Source organism: Rhizobium sp. BT04 (assembly GCF_030053135.1).
In the GTDB taxonomy this organism is placed as follows: domain Bacteria; phylum Pseudomonadota; class Alphaproteobacteria; order Rhizobiales; family Rhizobiaceae; genus Rhizobium; species Rhizobium binxianense.
In genome coordinates, this window is the sequence record NZ_CP125652.1 from 3,966,127 (window position 1) to 3,982,819 (window position 16,693).

Here is a 16,693-nt window from a genome sequence, read left to right on the forward strand (position 1 = left end):
CCCCTTTGCCCGCGAGCGGGGAGAAGGGGGCGGCAGCCGGATGGGGCAAGCTCCGACGAAAATGCAGCGCCATCCGGCCGAAGCCGAATATCACCCCGAAATCTTCGAGAAATCCGCAACCGTTCCCGTCGCCTCGCGGATCAACCGCAGCAGGGCGAGACGGTTGGCGCGGATGGCGGCGTCCTCGTCGTTGACGAGCACGTCTTCGAAGAAGCGGTCGACCGGGCCGCGCAGCTTGGAAAGCGCTTCCATTGCCGAGCGGAAATCCTCGCCGGCGACGGCGTCCGACGCATCCTTCGAGGCGCTGGAGATCGCGGCGAACAATTCCTTCTCGGCATCGAGCTTCAGAAGCGCTTGCGAAACGCCGTCGGCGATCACGGTGCCCTTCTTTTCCTCGGCGGCGAGCAACTGCGTCGCCCGCTTGGTGCCGGCGAGCAGATTCTTGCCGTCTTCCGAGGTGATGAAGGCCGTCAGCGCTTCGACGCGGCGCGCCACCATCAACAGGTCGTCGGCATCCGCCGTCAGCACCGCGTCGATGAGATCGTGGCGGGCGCCCTGGTCGCGCAGATAGACCTTGAGGCGGTCGTGGAAGAAGGAGAGGAGATCGATATCCCTGGTCGTCGCCAGCAGCGGCAGGCGGATTCTTCGCTCCAAGAGGATCCTGACGACACCGAGGGCCGCACGCCGCAACGCGAACGGGTCCTTCGACCCCGTGGGCTTTTCATCGATCGCCCAGAAGCCGATCAGCGTATCGAGCTTGTCGGCAAGCGCGACGGTGATCGCCACCTTGTCCTCCGGCACGCGGTCCGACGGCCCCTGCGGCTTGTAGTGATCCTCCACCGCGGCGGCAACGGAAGCATCCTCGCCCTGCAGTGCCGCATATTTGCGGCCCATCAGGCCCTGCAGTTCCGGGAATTCGCCGACCGCTTCCGTACGAAGATCGGCCTTGGCGAGCACGGCAGCGCGATCGACCAGAGCCGCGTCGGCGCCGGTGATCTTTGCTAGCTCCTTTGCAAGCGCCCGGATGCGGGCGACGCGTACGCCCTGCGTGCCGAGCTTGGCATGGAAGGTGACGTCGAGCGCATCCAGCTTGGCCATGCGCTGGTCGAGCGGCTTGTTCAGGTCGAGGCCGAACTTTGCCGCCGAAGCCGTGAGCGTCTCGAGATCCGGCAGGTTGCCCTGGTCGCGCTTCCAGAAATGCAGCGCGTCGGAAAGCCTTGCCCGCACCACCTTGCCATTGCCGTGGACGATTTCCTTGCCGCCGTCGCTTGCCTGGATATTGGAGACGAGGATGAACTTGTTCGACAGCGCTTCGCCGCTCTGTGGCCGCGTCACGAAGCACTTCTGGTTGGTCTTGATCGTCAGCCGGATGATTTCCGAGGGAATGGAGAGATAATCCTCCTCGAAAGAGCCCATCAGCACCTGCGGCCATTCGACGAGGCCGGAGACTTCCTCCAGCAGGCCTTCGTCTTCCACCAGCTCCAGCCCATTGGCAAAGGCGATGTCGCGGGCGTCGTGCAGGATGATATCCTTACGCCGCTCGGCATCGAGGATGACTTTCGCCTTTTCCAGGTTCGCCGCATAATCGTCGAAGCGCCGGACGGTGATCGCCTCGGGCGCATGGAAACGGTGGCCATAGGTGATGTTGGAAGCGGTGATGCCGTCGATCTCGAAGGGGATGACGGTGGTTTCTTCATGCTCCGGACCGAAGGTGCAGACGATCGACTGCAGCGGCCGCACCCAGCGCAGCGCGCCGGGCCTGGAGGAAGCCTTGCCCCAGCGCATCGATTTCGGCCAGGGAAAATCGCGGATGATGCCGGGCATGACATTGGTGACGATCTCTTCGGTCGCACGGCCGGGCTTGGAGATGACCGCGACGTAGAAATCGCCCTTCTTCGGATCGCTCACCACCTGCGCGTCAGAGACCGAGGACAAGCCCGCGCCGCGCAGAAAACCTTCGATCGCCTTCTCGTTGGCATCGGTGCGCGGCCCCTTGCGCTCCTCGCGCACATCGGCCGAGCGTGCCGTCAGGCCGTGAATATCGAGCGCCAGCCGCCGCGGCGTCCAGTATTCGCGCGCGCCCTCGTAGGACAGGCCCGCTTCGACAAGCGCATCGGTGACGAGCTTCTTCAGGTCGCCGGCAGCCTTGCGCTGCATGCGGGCCGGAATCTCTTCGGAGCGGAGTTCGAGAAGAAGGTTTGGCATGTCGAATTTCCTTGCCTCCCGAGACAGGGGAGGGATGGCATGGGCGCCGGGTCAAAACGTTGCTTCTGCTAGCAAAGAATGGCGCATCTGCACAACCGCAAAATCGCCGCCTTTCCGGCATGCTTATCCTGTGGATCGCCGCTTGCCTGTAAACTCCAACATTGCCTTGCCGCTTTTCGCCGCTATGGTCCCGCAACTTTCGTCGACATAGGAAATCCCATGGCCGCAGACCTCCGTTTCCTCGCAGCCCGCATCTCCGCCGAAATCAACGCCCGGCCCGACCAGGCCAAAGCCGCGATCGAGCTGCTCGACGAGGGCGCCACCGTGCCCTTCATCGCCCGCTATCGCAAAGAGGTGACGGGCGGGTTGGATGATACGCAGCTGCGCAATCTCGCCGAGCGGCTGGTCTATCTGCGCGAGCTCGAAGCCCGCCGCGACGCGATCGTCGAATCGATCACCGGCCAGGGCAAGATGACCGACGAGCTGATGACCAAGGTCTCGGGCGCCGAAACCAAGGCCGAGCTCGAGGATCTCTATCTGCCCTACAAGCCGAAGCGCCGCACGCGCGCCGAAATCGCCCGTGAACGCGGCCTCGGCCCGCTCGCCGAGGCGATCCTCACTGAGCGCGGCCGGGGGCCGGCGGTGCTGGCCGAAGGCTTCATCACGGCAGATGTGCCGGATGTGAAGACGGCGCTCGAAGGCGCGCGCGACATTGTCGCCGAAGGTTTTGCCGAAAATGCCGACCTGCTCGGCAGATTGCGCGCCCATATGCGCCAGGCTTCGCTGCTAAAGGCCCGGGTCGTCGACGGCAAGCAGGCGACGGGCGAGAAGTTCTCCGACTATTTCGACCATTCCGAACGCTGGGCGACCGCCCCCGGCCACCGCGCGCTCGCCATGCTGCGCGGCTGGAACGAGGAGGTGCTGACGCTGACGATCGAGGCCGACGCCGAGACCGCCTCGCCGAACAAGCCGGTCGAACGCATGATCGCGGCCGCCTATGAGATCGGGACGAGCCGTCCCGGCGACCGCTGGCTGATGGAGGTTGCAAGCTGGACCTGGCGAGTGAAGCTCTCCATGTCGCTGTCGCTCGACCTGATGCGGGAACTGCGCGAAAGGGCCGAAGAGGAAGCGATCCATGTCTTCGCCCGCAATCTCAAGGATCTGCTGCTCGCAGCACCCGCCGGCTCGCGCGCGACGATGGGTCTCGATCCAGGCATCCGCACCGGCGTCAAGGTCGCCGTCGTCGACGGCACCGGCAAGGTGGTGGCGACATCGACCGTCTATCCCTTCCAGCCGCGCAACGACGTGCGCGGCGCCCAGGTCGAGCTCGCATCGCTGATCCGCAAGCACAATGTCGAACTGATCTCGATCGGCAACGGCACCGGCAGCCGCGAAACCGAAAAGCTGGTGGCCGACATGCTGGCCGAATTGCCGGCGCCGAAGCCGACCAAGGTCATCGTGTCGGAAGCCGGCGCCTCGGTCTATTCCGCCTCGGCGACTGCAGCGGCCGAATTTCCCGATCTCGATGTGTCGCTACGCGGCGCCGTCTCCATCGCGCGGCGCCTGCAGGATCCCTTGGCCGAACTCGTCAAGATCGAGCCGAAGTCGATCGGCGTCGGCCAGTATCAGCACGACGTCGACCAGCAGAAGCTGTCGCGTTCGCTCGATGCCGTGGTCGAAGATGCGGTGAATGCCGTCGGTGTCGATCTCAACACCGCGTCTGCGCCGCTGCTGTCTCGCGTTTCCGGCCTCGGCCCGTCGATTGCCGACGCCATCGTCCGTCACCGCGACTGCGAAGGCCGTTTCGAGACCCGGCGGGATCTTTTGAAGGTCGCCCGCCTCGGCGGCCGCACCTTCGAACAATGCGCCGGCTTCCTGCGCATCCCCAACGGCAAGGAGCCGCTCGATGCCTCCTCGGTCCACCCGGAAGCCTATGGCGTCGCCAAGAAGATCGTCGCTGCCTGCGGCCGTGATCTGCGCGCGCTGATGGGCGACAGCGCCGTCCTGAAATCGGTCGATCCGCGTCAGTTCATCGACGAGAAATTCGGTCTGCCGACGGTCAGGGACATCATCGCCGAGCTGGAAAAACCCGGCCGCGACCCGCGTCCGAGCTTCAAGACTGCGACCTTCGCCGAGGGCGTCAACGAAATTTCCGACCTGAAGCCCGGCATGATGCTGGAAGGCACGGTGACCAATGTCGCCGCCTTCGGCGCCTTCGTCGATATCGGCGTGCACCAGGATGGTCTGGTGCATGTGTCCCAGCTTGCCGATCGCTTCGTCAAGGATCCGCACGAGGTCGTCAAGGCGGGTGATGTCGTCAAGGTGCGAGTGGTCGAAGTCGATGCCAAGCGCAAGCGCATCGCTCTGTCGATGAAGCGCGATGACGGTTCTGCTGCACCGCCGCCGCGGGGTGATTCTCGCGGCAACCAGGGCTCCCGGCCGCAGAACGAGCGCCGGCCGGCCGCCGCCAAACCGGAGAGCCAGGGCGCTTTCGGCGCAGCCCTTGCCGAAGCCATGAAGCGAAAATAAGGGCTTAGCCGGCATTTTGGCAAAAATGCAACAGTTTGCCCGCGTTATTTCAAGAGTGCTAAATCCGGCGCTTGTAAGGCGAAAGAGAGCTACTAAGTTGATGTGACCATCCTGTCACATTTGCGAGGCGTCCGTGGCGTCAGCTTTCCTTTCGATCGTCCAGCAAATCATCCGCAAGGGTTCGTTGAAACTTACCCTTGCCAATGGCGAGACCCACTTGATCGGCGACGGCACGGGTGAAACCGTTGTCGCCCGCCTTGCCGATCAGGAGGCCGAGGACGCCATTCGCCGCGACCCGACGATGAAGCTCGGCGAAATGTACATGCAGGGCCGCTTCATTCTCGAACAGGGCAACATTTACGATTTCCTGTCGCTGGTGAAGCAGAACACCACCAACGAGATCTTCGATTTCAAGATGGCGGCACTGCTCCTGGGCCGCATTGCCTGGCAGCAGCTGAAGAGCCGCGTGCCGGTCAATCGCAACAAGCACAACGTCGCCCATCATTATGACCTGTCGGCCAAGCTCTTCGATCTTTTCCTCGACGAGGACTGGCAATATTCGTGCGCCTATTTCGAGCCGCCGGGCATCAGTCTCGATGAGGCGCAGCTCGCCAAGAAACGCCATATCGCCGCCAAGCTTCTGCTTCAGCCCAACCAGCGTATCCTGGAGATCGGCTCGGGCTGGGGCGGCATGGGCATGTACCTGACGGAAGCGACTGATGGAGCCGATTTCACCGGCATTACGCTCAGCGAAGAACAGCTCAAGGTCTCCCGCGCCCGCGCCGAAAAGCGCGGCCTTGCCGACCGCGTGCGTTTCGAGCTGCAGGATTATCGCAGCATGACGGGCAAGAAGTTCGACCGCATCGTCTCGGTCGGCATGTTCGAACATGTGGGTATCGGCAATTACGCCAACTTCTTCCGCAAGGTATCGGATCTCCTCGACGATAACGGTGTCATGGTGCTGCATTCGATCGGCCGCCCGAAGCCGAGCTTCGGCACCAACGCCTTTATCGAGAAGTATATTTTCCCCGGCGGCTACATTCCTTCCGTCGGCGAGGTCTTGCCGCCGCTCGAAAAGGCGGGGCTCTTGGTCAAGGATGTCGAAATCCTGCCGATGCATTATGCCTATACGCTGCGCCATTGGCGCGAGCGTTTCGTGGCGCGCAAGGCCGAAGCCGTGGCGCTTTACGACGAACAGTTCTTCCGCATGTGGGAATTCTATCTGGCGGGTTCCGAAATGGGCTTCCGCTGGGACGAACTCTTCATCCTGCAGATCCAGATCGCCAAGAACCAGTTCGCCGTTCCCGACAATCGCAATTACATCGCGCACAACGAGACGAAGCTGAAGGAATTCGAGGCGAGGCGCGCGCCGCTCGAAAAGGTAATTTTCTGAGCGACAGCGCTTGTGCCGGCCATAATGAAAGGGCATGCCGATGAGCAGTGCGTTTCCCGAGATCTATCTCGTCCGGCACGGTGAAACCGAGTGGAGCCGTTCCGGGCGCCATACCGGGCGAACCGATATTCCGTTGACGGCAAATGGCGAGGCTGCCGCCGGCAAGCTCTCCGAACGGCTTGCGGGCCTGACCTTCTCCGCCGTCTGGTCGAGCCCGTCCGCTCGCGCCCGCCGAACCTGCGCGCTCGCCGGCTTCGGATCGGGCGCGGTCATCAGGGACGATCTCGCCGAATGGGACTACGGCGCCTATGAGGGCATCACCACCAAGGAAATCTTGGCCGGCCGCCCCGGCTGGCAGCTCTTTCGCGACGGCTGCCCGAATGGCGAGTTCGCCGCCGATGTCGGTGCCCGCGCCGACGCCGTCATCCATGCGCTTCGCGAGGCGGCAAGCACCATCCTGATCTTCTCCAGCTCACATTTCCTGCGGGTGCTCGCCGCCCGCTGGCTCGGCCTGCCGCCGGAAGGCGGCGCGCATTTCTCGCTCGATACCACAAGCATCAGCGTGCTCGGCTACGAGCACGACCTGACCGAACCAGTCATCCGCCAGTGGAACCAGCGGTAAGCAATTCCACCAAAATTGCGGGAGCGATTTTGCGTCCGGTCGGCGCTAGTTAAGACCCTTCACCAACCCCTCCCCGCAAGGGGGAGGGGCTGCTGTTTGGCGTCCGTCGAGTTTCTTTCCTGACGACGCAACATGTGGTGGCGCATTTTGATGGCAGGACCCCGCTGCGGGTTGTCCCTTTGGGGAGGTCTTTCTCCCGGCGGGTTTTCGCGTACGACCGCCAAAGGCGGCACGCTTTCATTTAGCGCCCTTCGTGTCTCCGTGGTTAACATTGGCGTAACGAGATCCGGATAAATCTAGCCACCGCCGCCCTCCGCGGCTTTGTTTTTGCGTTTTCTGGAGTGCGAACGTGTTTCATCGATCAGTCGTATCGATCTCTTTGGCTATTGCCCTTTCATTCCCAGTTTTGGCGTCGGCGCAGGAAAGCGGCCAGCCCTTCTGGTCCGGCGACTGGTATCTGAGCGTCGGCGTCGCCGGCTTCTCCGCCCCGAAATTCGAGGGCTCGTCGCACAATGAATTCAAGTTCAGCCCGTTGATCTCGGTCGGCCGCCAGGGCGCCGGGCCGCGATTTTCCTCGCGCAACGACAATCCCTCCTTCGCCCTCATCGACAAGGGCGCCTTCCGCGCCGGCATCGTCGGCAAATTCGTGCCGTCGCGCGATGGCGGCGACGACCGTGACTTGAAGGGCTTGAGGAAGGTCAAATGGGGGGCGGAAGCCGGCGGCTTCGTCGAGGTCTACCCCACAGATTTCCTGCGCGCCCGCGCCGAAGTCCGCCAGGGCATCCGCTCTCATGACGGCGTTGTCGCCGATCTCGCGGTCGATGCCTTTACCGATATCGCGCCCAACCTGCAATTGTCAGGCGGTCCGCGCGCGACCTTCGCCACCGCAGGCTATTACGACGCCTATTACGGCGTCAGCGCCAAGCACGCGGCGGCAAGCGGTCTTGATCCCTATAAGCCCTCGTCGGGCATCCAGTCCTATGGCGCGGGAACGGCCATCACCTGGAAGGCGACCGAAAACCTCTCGGCAAGCTCCTTCCTCGAATATAAGCGGCTGGCGGGGCCTGCCGCCGACAGCAGCCTGGTGCGCGACCGCGGTTCGAAGAATCAGGTCCTGATCGGTGTCTCGGCCACCTACAAGTTCAATTTCTCACTGCAGTGATGGCCGGCGCCCACGCGTTTTTTTCAAATGTGCGGGCGCCATAATGCCTTGAACTACCAGAGATTTTATCCTTGAATCGGTTCGGGTCCGGCAAATGATGCGAGGGACGGTGCTATGATCGCTTCTTGACCGGATCGGCGGCCCGCCGCTAGATGAGCGGCATGGAAGATACCGACCACTTCAACGATCGCGTCTCCGACGCGCCTTCCAATAACTGGGTCTACCGGATCCTGCCGCCATGGCTCTGGCCCTATGCGCAGCTGGCGCGCTGGGATCGCCCGATCGGCTGGCAATTGCTGATGTGGCCATGTTTCTGGTCGGCGACACTCGCCGCCAATGCGGCGATCGACCAAGGGCTCTATTCCGGCAGCCTGCTGGTGTCTCACCTTTTCCTTTATTTCATCGGCTCGGTCGCCATGCGCGGCGCCGGCTGCACCTATAATGATCTCGTCGACCACGAGATCGACATGGAAGTGGCCCGCACCCGTTCGCGCCCGCTCCCTTCCGGCCGCGTCACGCGCGCCCGCGCAAAAATCTTCATCGGTCTGCAGGCGCTGGTCGGTCTCTTCGTGCTCTTGCAGTTCAACTGGCTCACCGTCTTCTTGGGCTTGCTCTCGCTCGCCATCGTGGCCTTTTATCCCTACGCCAAACGCTTCACCGACTGGCCGCAATTCTATCTCGGCCTTGCTTTCTCCTGGGGTGCGCTGATGGGCTGGGCCGGCATTTTGGGCGGGCTTTCCTTCGCCGCCATCCTGCTCTATGCCGCCTCCGTCGCCTGGACGATCGGTTACGACACCATCTACGCCCATCAGGACAAGGAGGATGACGAGCTGATCGGTGTCCGTTCGACCGCGCGGCTGTTCGGCGACAGGACGAGGGTTTGGCTGATCGGCCTTTATGGGCTGACGCTGGTGCTGATGTTTATCGCTTTCGCGCTCGCCGGCGCCAATCTCATCGCTTTCCTGGCCTTGCTCGGTGCGGCCGGCATGTTCGCCTGGCAGATCGTCCGGCTCGATATCAACGATGCCGACCAGTGCCTGGCGCTGTTCAAATCGAACAACCGCGTCGGCCTGATCATCTTCTTCGGCCTCTTCGTCTCCCTGCTGTTTGCCATTCCCTGATTGGGACGCTAAGCCCGGCGCGGGCGCCAGCCCTCGCGCGCCTGTCCTCAGACAGGAGGATTGGTCTAGCACGCATTCGTGTCGTCCTTTGCGGCAGATGGAAGCCATGCCTTGATCTGTTGATCCGTTAGGTTAGCACCACACAGCACAGTCGCTACACGGCAGCCTTTCAGGGCAGATGCCTGCGCAAGAATAGCTGCGAGCCCCGCCGCTCCGGCTGGTTCGACGAGACGCTTCCATGTGTCATGAGCAAACCGCATTGCATCCAGAATCTGATCGTCATCCACGAGAACGACGTCGTCGATCGTGTCTTGAAGCCAGTCGACGGCCGACGGGACGGGAATCCGGACGGCAATTCCATCGGCAATCGTGCGTGCCTCCGGCGTCGAGATCGCCTCACCCGCATTGTAGGAGAGAGCCATGCAAGGCGCACCCTTTGCGGCGACGGCGACGACCCTTGTTCGCGGTGAACGTGATTTGAACCAGCATCCCACTCCGGCCGCCAGAGCACCGTTGCCAAGCGGAATGAAAACGGTGTCGATATCGTCGACCTCTTCAGTCAGCTCCGCCGCAATCGTTCCTGCCCCTTCCGCAATGGCTGCGCTCGCTCCGTCTTCGACGAACTGCAGCTTCCGTTCGACGGCGTAGATTTTGGCTGCCTCCTTTGCAGCGTCAAAATCTTCTCCGGCGAGAAAGACCTCCGCCCCAAACCTGCGCATGGCTTCGATCTTCAGCGGATTGGCGTTGATACTGGCGAACACGACCAGAGATCGCCCATGCCGTGCGGCATTATAAGCAAGCCCCTGACCGAAGTTCCCGGCTGATGCGGTGACCAGAGGAGTTCTTTCACCAGCGACGTCGGCGAGAAAATACCCCGTCCCACGCCCCTTGAAGCTGCGGATCGGATTTTCCGTTTCGTCCTTGGCGACGAGCGACAGCGCGAGCCTATCGGAACGCAACAGATTGGTGTTGAGGAAAATCGGATCGATTTTCTTGCGGGCATCGTCGATTTTGGCGGCTAAAAGAGGTGCTTGTTGTGTCATGGAGAGATGTTATGAATTTTCGACGCGGAAAAACCGCGCCAACGGAAAAAAATAGCGGATTCTCCGCATAAAATCTGGATTATACGCAGTGGACGATATTGATCGAACTATTCTGTCAATGCTGCAGGAGAATGCCGACATTCCCGGCAAGGTCATTGCTGATGTGGTGAATCTCTCACCCTCCGCCGTCGAACGCCGCATCAGCAAACTGAAGCAAGATGGGATCATCGAGAAGATCGTGGCGGTGGTCAGTCCGAAAGCCGTCGATCGCACCTTGTCCGTTTTGGTTGAGCTTGAAATCCAGAACGAACATCGACACACGCTGGAGCAATTCCAGCGATGGTTGGACCGTGCGCCCGAAGTTCAGTCATGCTGGTATGTCACCGGCGATATGGACTATGTCCTGCTCGTAGCCGTCCGCAATCTCGAGGAATACAACGCCTTCATTGAGCGGCTTATGGGTGAGCAACAGGCGCTCGTGCGAAAATACAAGAGCCTGATCGCACTCAAAACGGTCAAGCACGGATTGGGACTTTCCGTCCTTGAATGAGAGGCTTTTTTACTGGCTACGCAGTGATCCTGTCAAAATTCATCCCGCGGTGCCAATCGAGATTAAAGCGACAGTTTGCGGCCGAATTCGACAGCGTCGCAAAACGGGCATTCTGCGACTGATGAGTGCGCAGAATGCCCGGCAATGATGTGTCCGGTGTCGCGATTTCGGTCAGTTGCGGGCGATGATTTCCTTGCCCTCGATCTTCATGGCGACGCCCAGCCGGCCGGTGGTGCGGCGCACGAGGAAGCGCGGACGGCGATTGGCGAAGTAGGAATGACGGCGGCGCGGCTTGAGGTCGCTGGTGCGCAGGCCGCCAATATGGTCTTCGAGCGGACGGGCGACGCCGTCGGCCTCGACCATCAGCATCGGAATGCGGAAGGCTTCCGACCAGCTGCGCCAGTCGGCGGCGATATCGCTGAGATCATGGGCGACGAGCAACGGAACGCAGAGCTCGGGATCGGCGTGGTGAAGCTCGAGCGTGACGGTAACTTCACCGTCGCCATGGTCGATGGCGCGGGCGGCGACACCCTTGAAGACGCGCTTCGGCAGCGCAATCGAAAGCGGCAGGCCACTGGAAGGCAGGACCTTGCGCAGGACCGCGCCGCGTTCGTCGATGGTGATATTGACGTCATCCGAACAATCATGGATGGCGTAGCTGACCTGCTGGGGAAAGCGGGACGGATCGAGGCGTAACGTCGTGCCAGCCCAGGCGGGCTTCATTACGGGATTGTTCATTTCATTCTACCCTTGTCTTACCTGAGAGCCGATTTCCGGTCTTCTCCTTGGGACTTTTCGTCCTCTATGGCCGACAATAGGGGCCTGCCGTTCCGTACAGCTTAAAAATTGCGGTTAAGAAAACTTTGCCTCCTCTGATGGTTATCAAAACCGAATCCGGCAGGGTTTCCGGAAGGTGAACGCTGTGGTGTGCGGAAATGATGCATCCTGAGGTAAGTCTCAGGTAAGCTTTCCGTGGCAAAATGTGCTCACCAGCAGTTCGTCGTTCTTTTAGAGATTTTGCCGAAAAGGGCGCTATTCATGATCACGGCTTCCCTCGCTTATACGATCCTGTCGAAGGATATGACGTCCAGCCTCAACAAGGTTGCGTCTCAGGCGACGGTCAAGAAGGATGCCGAGTACTACGCGGACCACATCAACAAGGTCACATCGGTCGACGACTTCCTCGGAGACTACAAGCTCTACAGCTACGCGATGAAGGCCCATGGCCTCGAGGACATGACCTACGCCAAGGCCCTCATGAAGAAGGTGCTGGAAAGCGATCTCACCGACCCCAACAGCTACGCCAACAAGCTTTCCGATACGCGCTACCGCGAATTCGCCGCCGCCTTCAATTTCAATGCGCCCGCCAAGGACGTCCAGACGGACGCGCAGGAGGACGATCTCATCGGCCTCTACAAGCAGTCCTTCGTCGATGCCGACAAGGCGGCCGCCGCCGAGAGCATCTATTACAGCAACAATATCGACAGCGTGCAGACCGTCGACGATCTGGTCAACAACACCCGGCTGCGCACCTATGTGCTGAAGACGTTCAAGATCGATCCCACCTATGCGTCGAAGGACTTTCTGCGCCAGGTGCTGACGAGCGATCTCAGCGACCCCACGAGCGTCGTCAACACGCAGGGCGGCGACAAATACAAGGCGCTTGCCGCCCAGTTCAGCTTCAATGCCGACGGCACCGTCACCGGCACGGCGCAGACCGCCGCGCAGAAGGCCTCGGTCATCGAGTCCTTCACGCTGAATTCCCAGTCGGTCATCATCGACAATTCGGTCGGTTCGGACGTCTTTTACGTCGGCCAGACGGCAGCGGACTACAACAAGGCCTATTACACGGCGAAGATCGGCACGATCACCAATGTCGACGATCTGGTCGCCGACAAACGCCTGACCTCCTATATCACGACGGCCTACAGCATGGGCGCCGACTTCACCGCGGCCGCGCTGCGCACGGTGCTGACCGATCCCGGTTATGCCCAGCTGATGGGCTTTACCAATGTCTACAATGCTTTCAACTTCAAGGCTGACGGATCGACCTCCAGCACGGCGCGCGTCCAGTCGATCGACCAGGCAAACAAACTGAAATCGGCTGCATCGAGCACGTCCAACTATTATTCCGTAACCTCGCAGTCGAGCGCCATCACCAATGTCGACGATCTGCTGGCCGATGATGTGCTGGCGCGTTACATCAAGGATGCCTATGGCCTCGGCACGAATTTCAGCAATGCCGACCTGAAGAATATCCTGACGGATTCGGCCTATGCCGCGGCCCAGGGCCACGCCGATCTCAATGCCGACTTCAACTTCCAGGCGGACGGCTCGATCAACGGTTCGGCGATCCAGACCGCGGCGCAGCGCAAGTCGACCACCGACAAGTCGGCGGCGAACGCGACGCACTTCAACAGCATGATCGGCAATGTCACCAATGTCGACGACATCATGTCCGATCCCGTTGCGGTCAGCTATCTCAGAAACAGCATGCAGATCGCCGACAGCGTTTCCGATGCGACGTTGAGGACTTTCCTCGTCGATCCCGCGGCGGCCAGCGCCCAGGGCTACAGCGACGTCCACGATCTCTTCAATTTCAAGGCGGACGGATCGGTCGCGACCCTTTACGCCTCGCAGAGCGCCTCACAGAGCGCCAGCACCATGGACAAGGCCGACACTGCGGCCGTCTATTACCAGGCGACCATCGCCGGCATCTCCAACGTCGATCAGTTGCTGTCGGACCAGAAGCTGAACAATTTCGTGCGCAACGCCTACGGCATCCCGTCGACCGTCACCGACGTTGCCCTTCGCGCCATCCTGACTGATCAGAGCGGCACCGGTACCTATGCCGACGTCGCCGCCGCCTTCAACTTCAAGGCGGACGGCACGCTCGAGGACGGCATGGCCGCGCAGACGGCCACCCAGATCAGCAGCACGAAATTTACCGCTTCCGCCCGCACGGACGACTATTCCGCCCGGATGTCGACGATCGCCAATGTCGACGATCTCATCGCCGATGACGCCATCACCAACTTCCTGAAGAGCACCTACAACCTTCCGACCGGCATTTCGAACGCTGATCTGAAGAGCATCCTGACCGATGCGACGGCGGCTGCCGCCGCCGGCCATGCCGATCTCAACGCCGATTTCAACTTCGCCGCCGATGGATCGCTTCCGGTGATGAGTTCGATCCAGACGGCCGATCAGGCGCAGACCACCAATGACAATTATATGGCGCGTTATGACGACGAGCGCGACGAGGCGATCGACGAGGTGGCCACCAACTACACCCGCATGATGGCCGACAGCGGCAGCCTGCTCAACTTCTCGGACATAAAGAGCGTCAACGACTTTCTGCGCAGCAATTCGTCGGCCGATTTCACCAAGAGCAACGATGATCTGCCGGATCCCTATCATGTGGCGCTGCAGGCCTTCGGCCTGACGGACCAGGAAGTCTCGCGCTCGATGATGCGCAAGATCCTGACGAGCGATGCCTACGACCCGAATGGTTTTATCGCCTCGCTGAAGGACGAACGTATCACCAACCTCGCCCGCGCCTTCAACTTCGGTCCCGACGGCAAGGCGGCGTCGCCCCTCCAGGCGCTTCCCGAGGCGACCCTGGCCAAATACGCCACCGACTACAAAGCGCACGTCACCATGCTGCTGAAGGCCGGGCCGGTGAAGGACAAGGCATCGAAGGACGCGACGACCGAGGTCGACTATTTCGCCAAGGGCATGGCGAAGGTGAAGTCGCTCGATGATTTCCTGGATGACAGCCGCCTGACGGATCTGGTGCTGAAGGCGAACAATCTCGACCCGAAGGATTACGACAAGGCGACGCTGAAGAAGATCTTCACGTCCGATCCCGACGACAAGAAGAGCTACCTCAACACCAAGGCCGATGCGCGCTTCAAGGATATCGTCGCCGCCTTCAATTTCGACAAGGACGGCGATCTGACCCGCGCCAAGATCGGCGCCATCCAGAACAAGGCGGCGGAGGATCGTACCCAAAAGCTCTTCGTCCAGCAGACGATGGAAAACCAGCAGGGCGAAAGCAATGACGGCGTCCGCCTGGCGCTTTATTTCAGCCGCAAGGCCCCGAGCATCACCTCGATCTTTTCGCTCCTCGGCGACAAGGCGCTCTACCAGGTCATTACCACAGCCTTCAGCCTACCGTCGCAGATCTCGGGCATGGACGTCGCCAAGCAGGCCGATCTGATCAACCGCTTCGTCAAGCTCGAGGATCTCCAGGATCCGAAGAAGGTCGACAAGCTGCTGCGCCGGTTCACCGCCATGTACGACGTCCAGAACAGCACCCAGCAATCGCCGGCGCTGCAGATCCTCACCGGCGGCGGCACGCAGTAAAGCTGAGGCAATCCAGCAAAGCGCGCACGGTAGGTTTTTCTCGCGGGACGACAGCTGTCCGCTTCGCGTTAATGGCTACCCCTCTCCCCGTAAAAACGGGGAGAGGGTACTTGCCCTGCGAGAGCGAGGTGGGAACCGAGAGGGGCGGCACGTCCCTTCGCCCCGCAAGCGGGGAGAAGGTGCCGGCAGGCGGATGAGGGGCGAACCTCGGCGACCTCGCTGAGCTCCGACCTCACACCTCGAGGCTGACGACCTTACCCGGGTTCATGATATTGGCGGGATCGAAGGCGCGCTTGATGCGGCGCATCAGCTCGATTTCGATCGCCGGCCGGATCGCCGCCAGTTCGTCGCGCTTCAACTGGCCGATGCCGTGCTCGGCCGAGATCGAGCCGCCATGGGCAAGCACCAGCCCATGCACGATATGGTTCATCTCATGCCAGCGGGCGATGAAGGCGTCCTTGTCGGCACCGACCGGCTGGGAAATATTGTAATGGATATTGCCGTCGCCCATATGGCCGAAGGCGCAGATGCGGGCGCCAGGCATGGCCGCCATCACCGCTTCTTCGGCCTCGGCGATGAAGTGCGGGACCTTCGACACCGGCACGGAAACATCGTGCTTGATCGACCCGCCTTCCGGCTTCTGGGCATCCGACATGCTCTCGCGCATGTGCCAGATCGCCTTCTGCTGCGCCACGGATGAAGCGATCGCCGCATCGAGCACCAGCCCGGCCTCAAAACCCTGTTCGAGCACGCCGTTCATCATCCGCTCCGCCGTCTCGGCCGAGTCCGAGGTTGAAATGTCGATCAGCACGTACCAGGGATAGGCCGCGTCCAAGGGATCGCGCACGCCGTCGATATGGCGGGTGGTGATCTCGACGCCGAAACGCGGCATCAGCTCGAAACCGGTCAGCGAGGCGCCGCAGAGGCTGGCGGCGAGGTTGAAGAGGCCAAGCGCGTCCTCGACCGAATTCAGGCCGGCGAAGGCCACCTGATGGCCGAGCGGCTGGGGAAAGAGCTTCAGCACCGCGCCGGTGATGATGCCGAGCGTGCCTTCGGCGCCGATGAACAGGTCGCGCAGGTCGTAGCCGGTATTGTCCTTCTTCAGGCGGCGCAACCCGTCCCAGATTTCGCCGGTCGGCAGCACCACTTCGAGGCCGAGGCAGAGCTGGCGCATATTGCCGTAGGCAAGCACGGCCGTGCCGCCGGCATTGGTGGAAAGGTTGCCGCCGATGCGGCAGGAGCCTTCCGAGCCGAGCGACAGCGGAAACAGCCGCCCATGCGCCTCGGCCGCCTTCTGCACCTCGGCGAGGATGGCGCCGCCATCGGCGACCAGCACGTTCGCCACCGGATCGACATCACGGATCCTGTTCATGCGCTCGAGCGACAGGATGATATCGGCCTTGCCGGCACGTGGGGTCTGGCCGCCGACCAGGCCGGTATTGCCGGTCTGCGGCACGATCGCCGTTCCGGTCTCGGTCGCAAGCTTCATGATGTCGGAGACTTCCGCGACCGAGCCGGGTTTGAGTAGGAGAGGGGAGGAGCCGTGATAGAGCCCGCGGTTTTCGATCAGATGCGGCGCAAGATCGGCTTCGCTGCGAAGCGCGTATCTTTCGCCGACGATTGCGGCGAAGCGGTCGAGAAGATCGGTGGAAATGTCGGGGCTGCTCATCAGATCGATCCTCTTGATTTTATAAGGTCTG

Annotated in this window: 11 protein-coding genes; 7 read left to right on the plus strand and 4 right to left on the minus strand. The window is 61.5% G+C overall.

Annotation, left to right across the window (positions count from 1 at the left end):
- Positions 1-90: 90 nt before the first annotated feature.
- Positions 91-2,205, minus strand: a complete 2,115-nt coding sequence (gene glyS / locus QMO82_RS27605; protein WP_183605887.1) for a glycine--tRNA ligase subunit beta — start codon at positions 2,203-2,205, stop codon at positions 91-93.
- A gap of 219 nt (positions 2,206-2,424) precedes the next feature.
- Here glyS and QMO82_RS27610 point away from each other — a divergent pair, with 219 nt between their 5' ends.
- The 5 genes from QMO82_RS27610 to ubiA all read left to right on the plus strand — a co-directional run bounded on the left by QMO82_RS27610 (position 2,425) and on the right by ubiA (position 9,032).
- Complete coding sequence (locus QMO82_RS27610) at positions 2,425-4,734, plus strand: Tex family protein (RefSeq protein WP_183605888.1); 2,310 nt, start codon at positions 2,425-2,427, stop codon at positions 4,732-4,734.
- A gap of 133 nt (positions 4,735-4,867) precedes the next feature.
- A complete protein-coding gene (locus QMO82_RS27615; protein ID WP_183605889.1) occupies positions 4,868-6,127 on the plus strand; it encodes a cyclopropane-fatty-acyl-phospholipid synthase family protein in 1,260 nt (419 codons plus the stop codon).
- Between the two features lie 40 nt (positions 6,128-6,167).
- A complete protein-coding gene (locus tag QMO82_RS27620) occupies positions 6,168-6,749 on the plus strand; it encodes a histidine phosphatase family protein (RefSeq protein WP_183605890.1) in 582 nt (193 codons plus the stop codon).
- Between the two features lie 349 nt (positions 6,750-7,098).
- Positions 7,099-7,911: a MipA/OmpV family protein gene (locus QMO82_RS27625; protein ID WP_183605891.1), complete on the plus strand. Its 813-nt coding sequence runs from the start codon at positions 7,099-7,101 to the stop codon at positions 7,909-7,911.
- Positions 7,912-8,072: 161 nt separating this feature from the next.
- Positions 8,073-9,032, plus strand: coding sequence for a 4-hydroxybenzoate octaprenyltransferase (gene ubiA / locus QMO82_RS27630; protein WP_183605892.1), 960 nt, complete (start codon positions 8,073-8,075; stop codon positions 9,030-9,032).
- 65 nt (positions 9,033-9,097) lie between these two features.
- Here ubiA and QMO82_RS27635 read toward each other — a convergent pair whose 3' ends face one another.
- The gene (locus QMO82_RS27635) at positions 9,098-10,075 is read right to left on the minus strand and encodes a threonine/serine dehydratase (RefSeq protein ID WP_183605893.1); all 978 of its coding nucleotides are present in this window, start codon (positions 10,073-10,075) and stop codon (positions 9,098-9,100) included.
- Positions 10,076-10,163: 88 nt separating this feature from the next.
- Here QMO82_RS27635 and QMO82_RS27640 point away from each other — a divergent pair, with 88 nt between their 5' ends.
- Positions 10,164-10,625 carry an Lrp/AsnC family transcriptional regulator gene (locus QMO82_RS27640; RefSeq protein ID WP_080647216.1) on the plus strand — a complete coding sequence of 154 codons (462 nt, stop codon included), beginning with the start codon at positions 10,164-10,166 and terminating at the stop codon, positions 10,623-10,625.
- A 171-nt stretch (positions 10,626-10,796) separates the two neighbouring features.
- On the opposite strand, the gene QMO82_RS27645 is transcribed toward QMO82_RS27640, so the two are convergent.
- Complete coding sequence (locus tag QMO82_RS27645) at positions 10,797-11,363, minus strand: DUF6101 family protein (RefSeq protein ID WP_183605894.1); 567 nt, start codon at positions 11,361-11,363, stop codon at positions 10,797-10,799.
- Positions 11,364-11,663: 300 nt separating this feature from the next.
- On the opposite strand from QMO82_RS27645, the gene QMO82_RS27650 reads away from it, so the two are divergent.
- A complete protein-coding gene (locus tag QMO82_RS27650) occupies positions 11,664-14,993 on the plus strand; it encodes a DUF1217 domain-containing protein (RefSeq protein WP_183605895.1) in 3,330 nt (1,109 codons plus the stop codon).
- A gap of 232 nt (positions 14,994-15,225) precedes the next feature.
- On the opposite strand, the gene QMO82_RS27655 is transcribed toward QMO82_RS27650, so the two are convergent.
- Entirely contained in the window at positions 15,226-16,662 is a 1,437-nt protein-coding gene (locus tag QMO82_RS27655) for an FAD-binding oxidoreductase (protein WP_183605896.1), read from the minus strand.
- Positions 16,663-16,693: the final 31 nt, after the last annotated feature.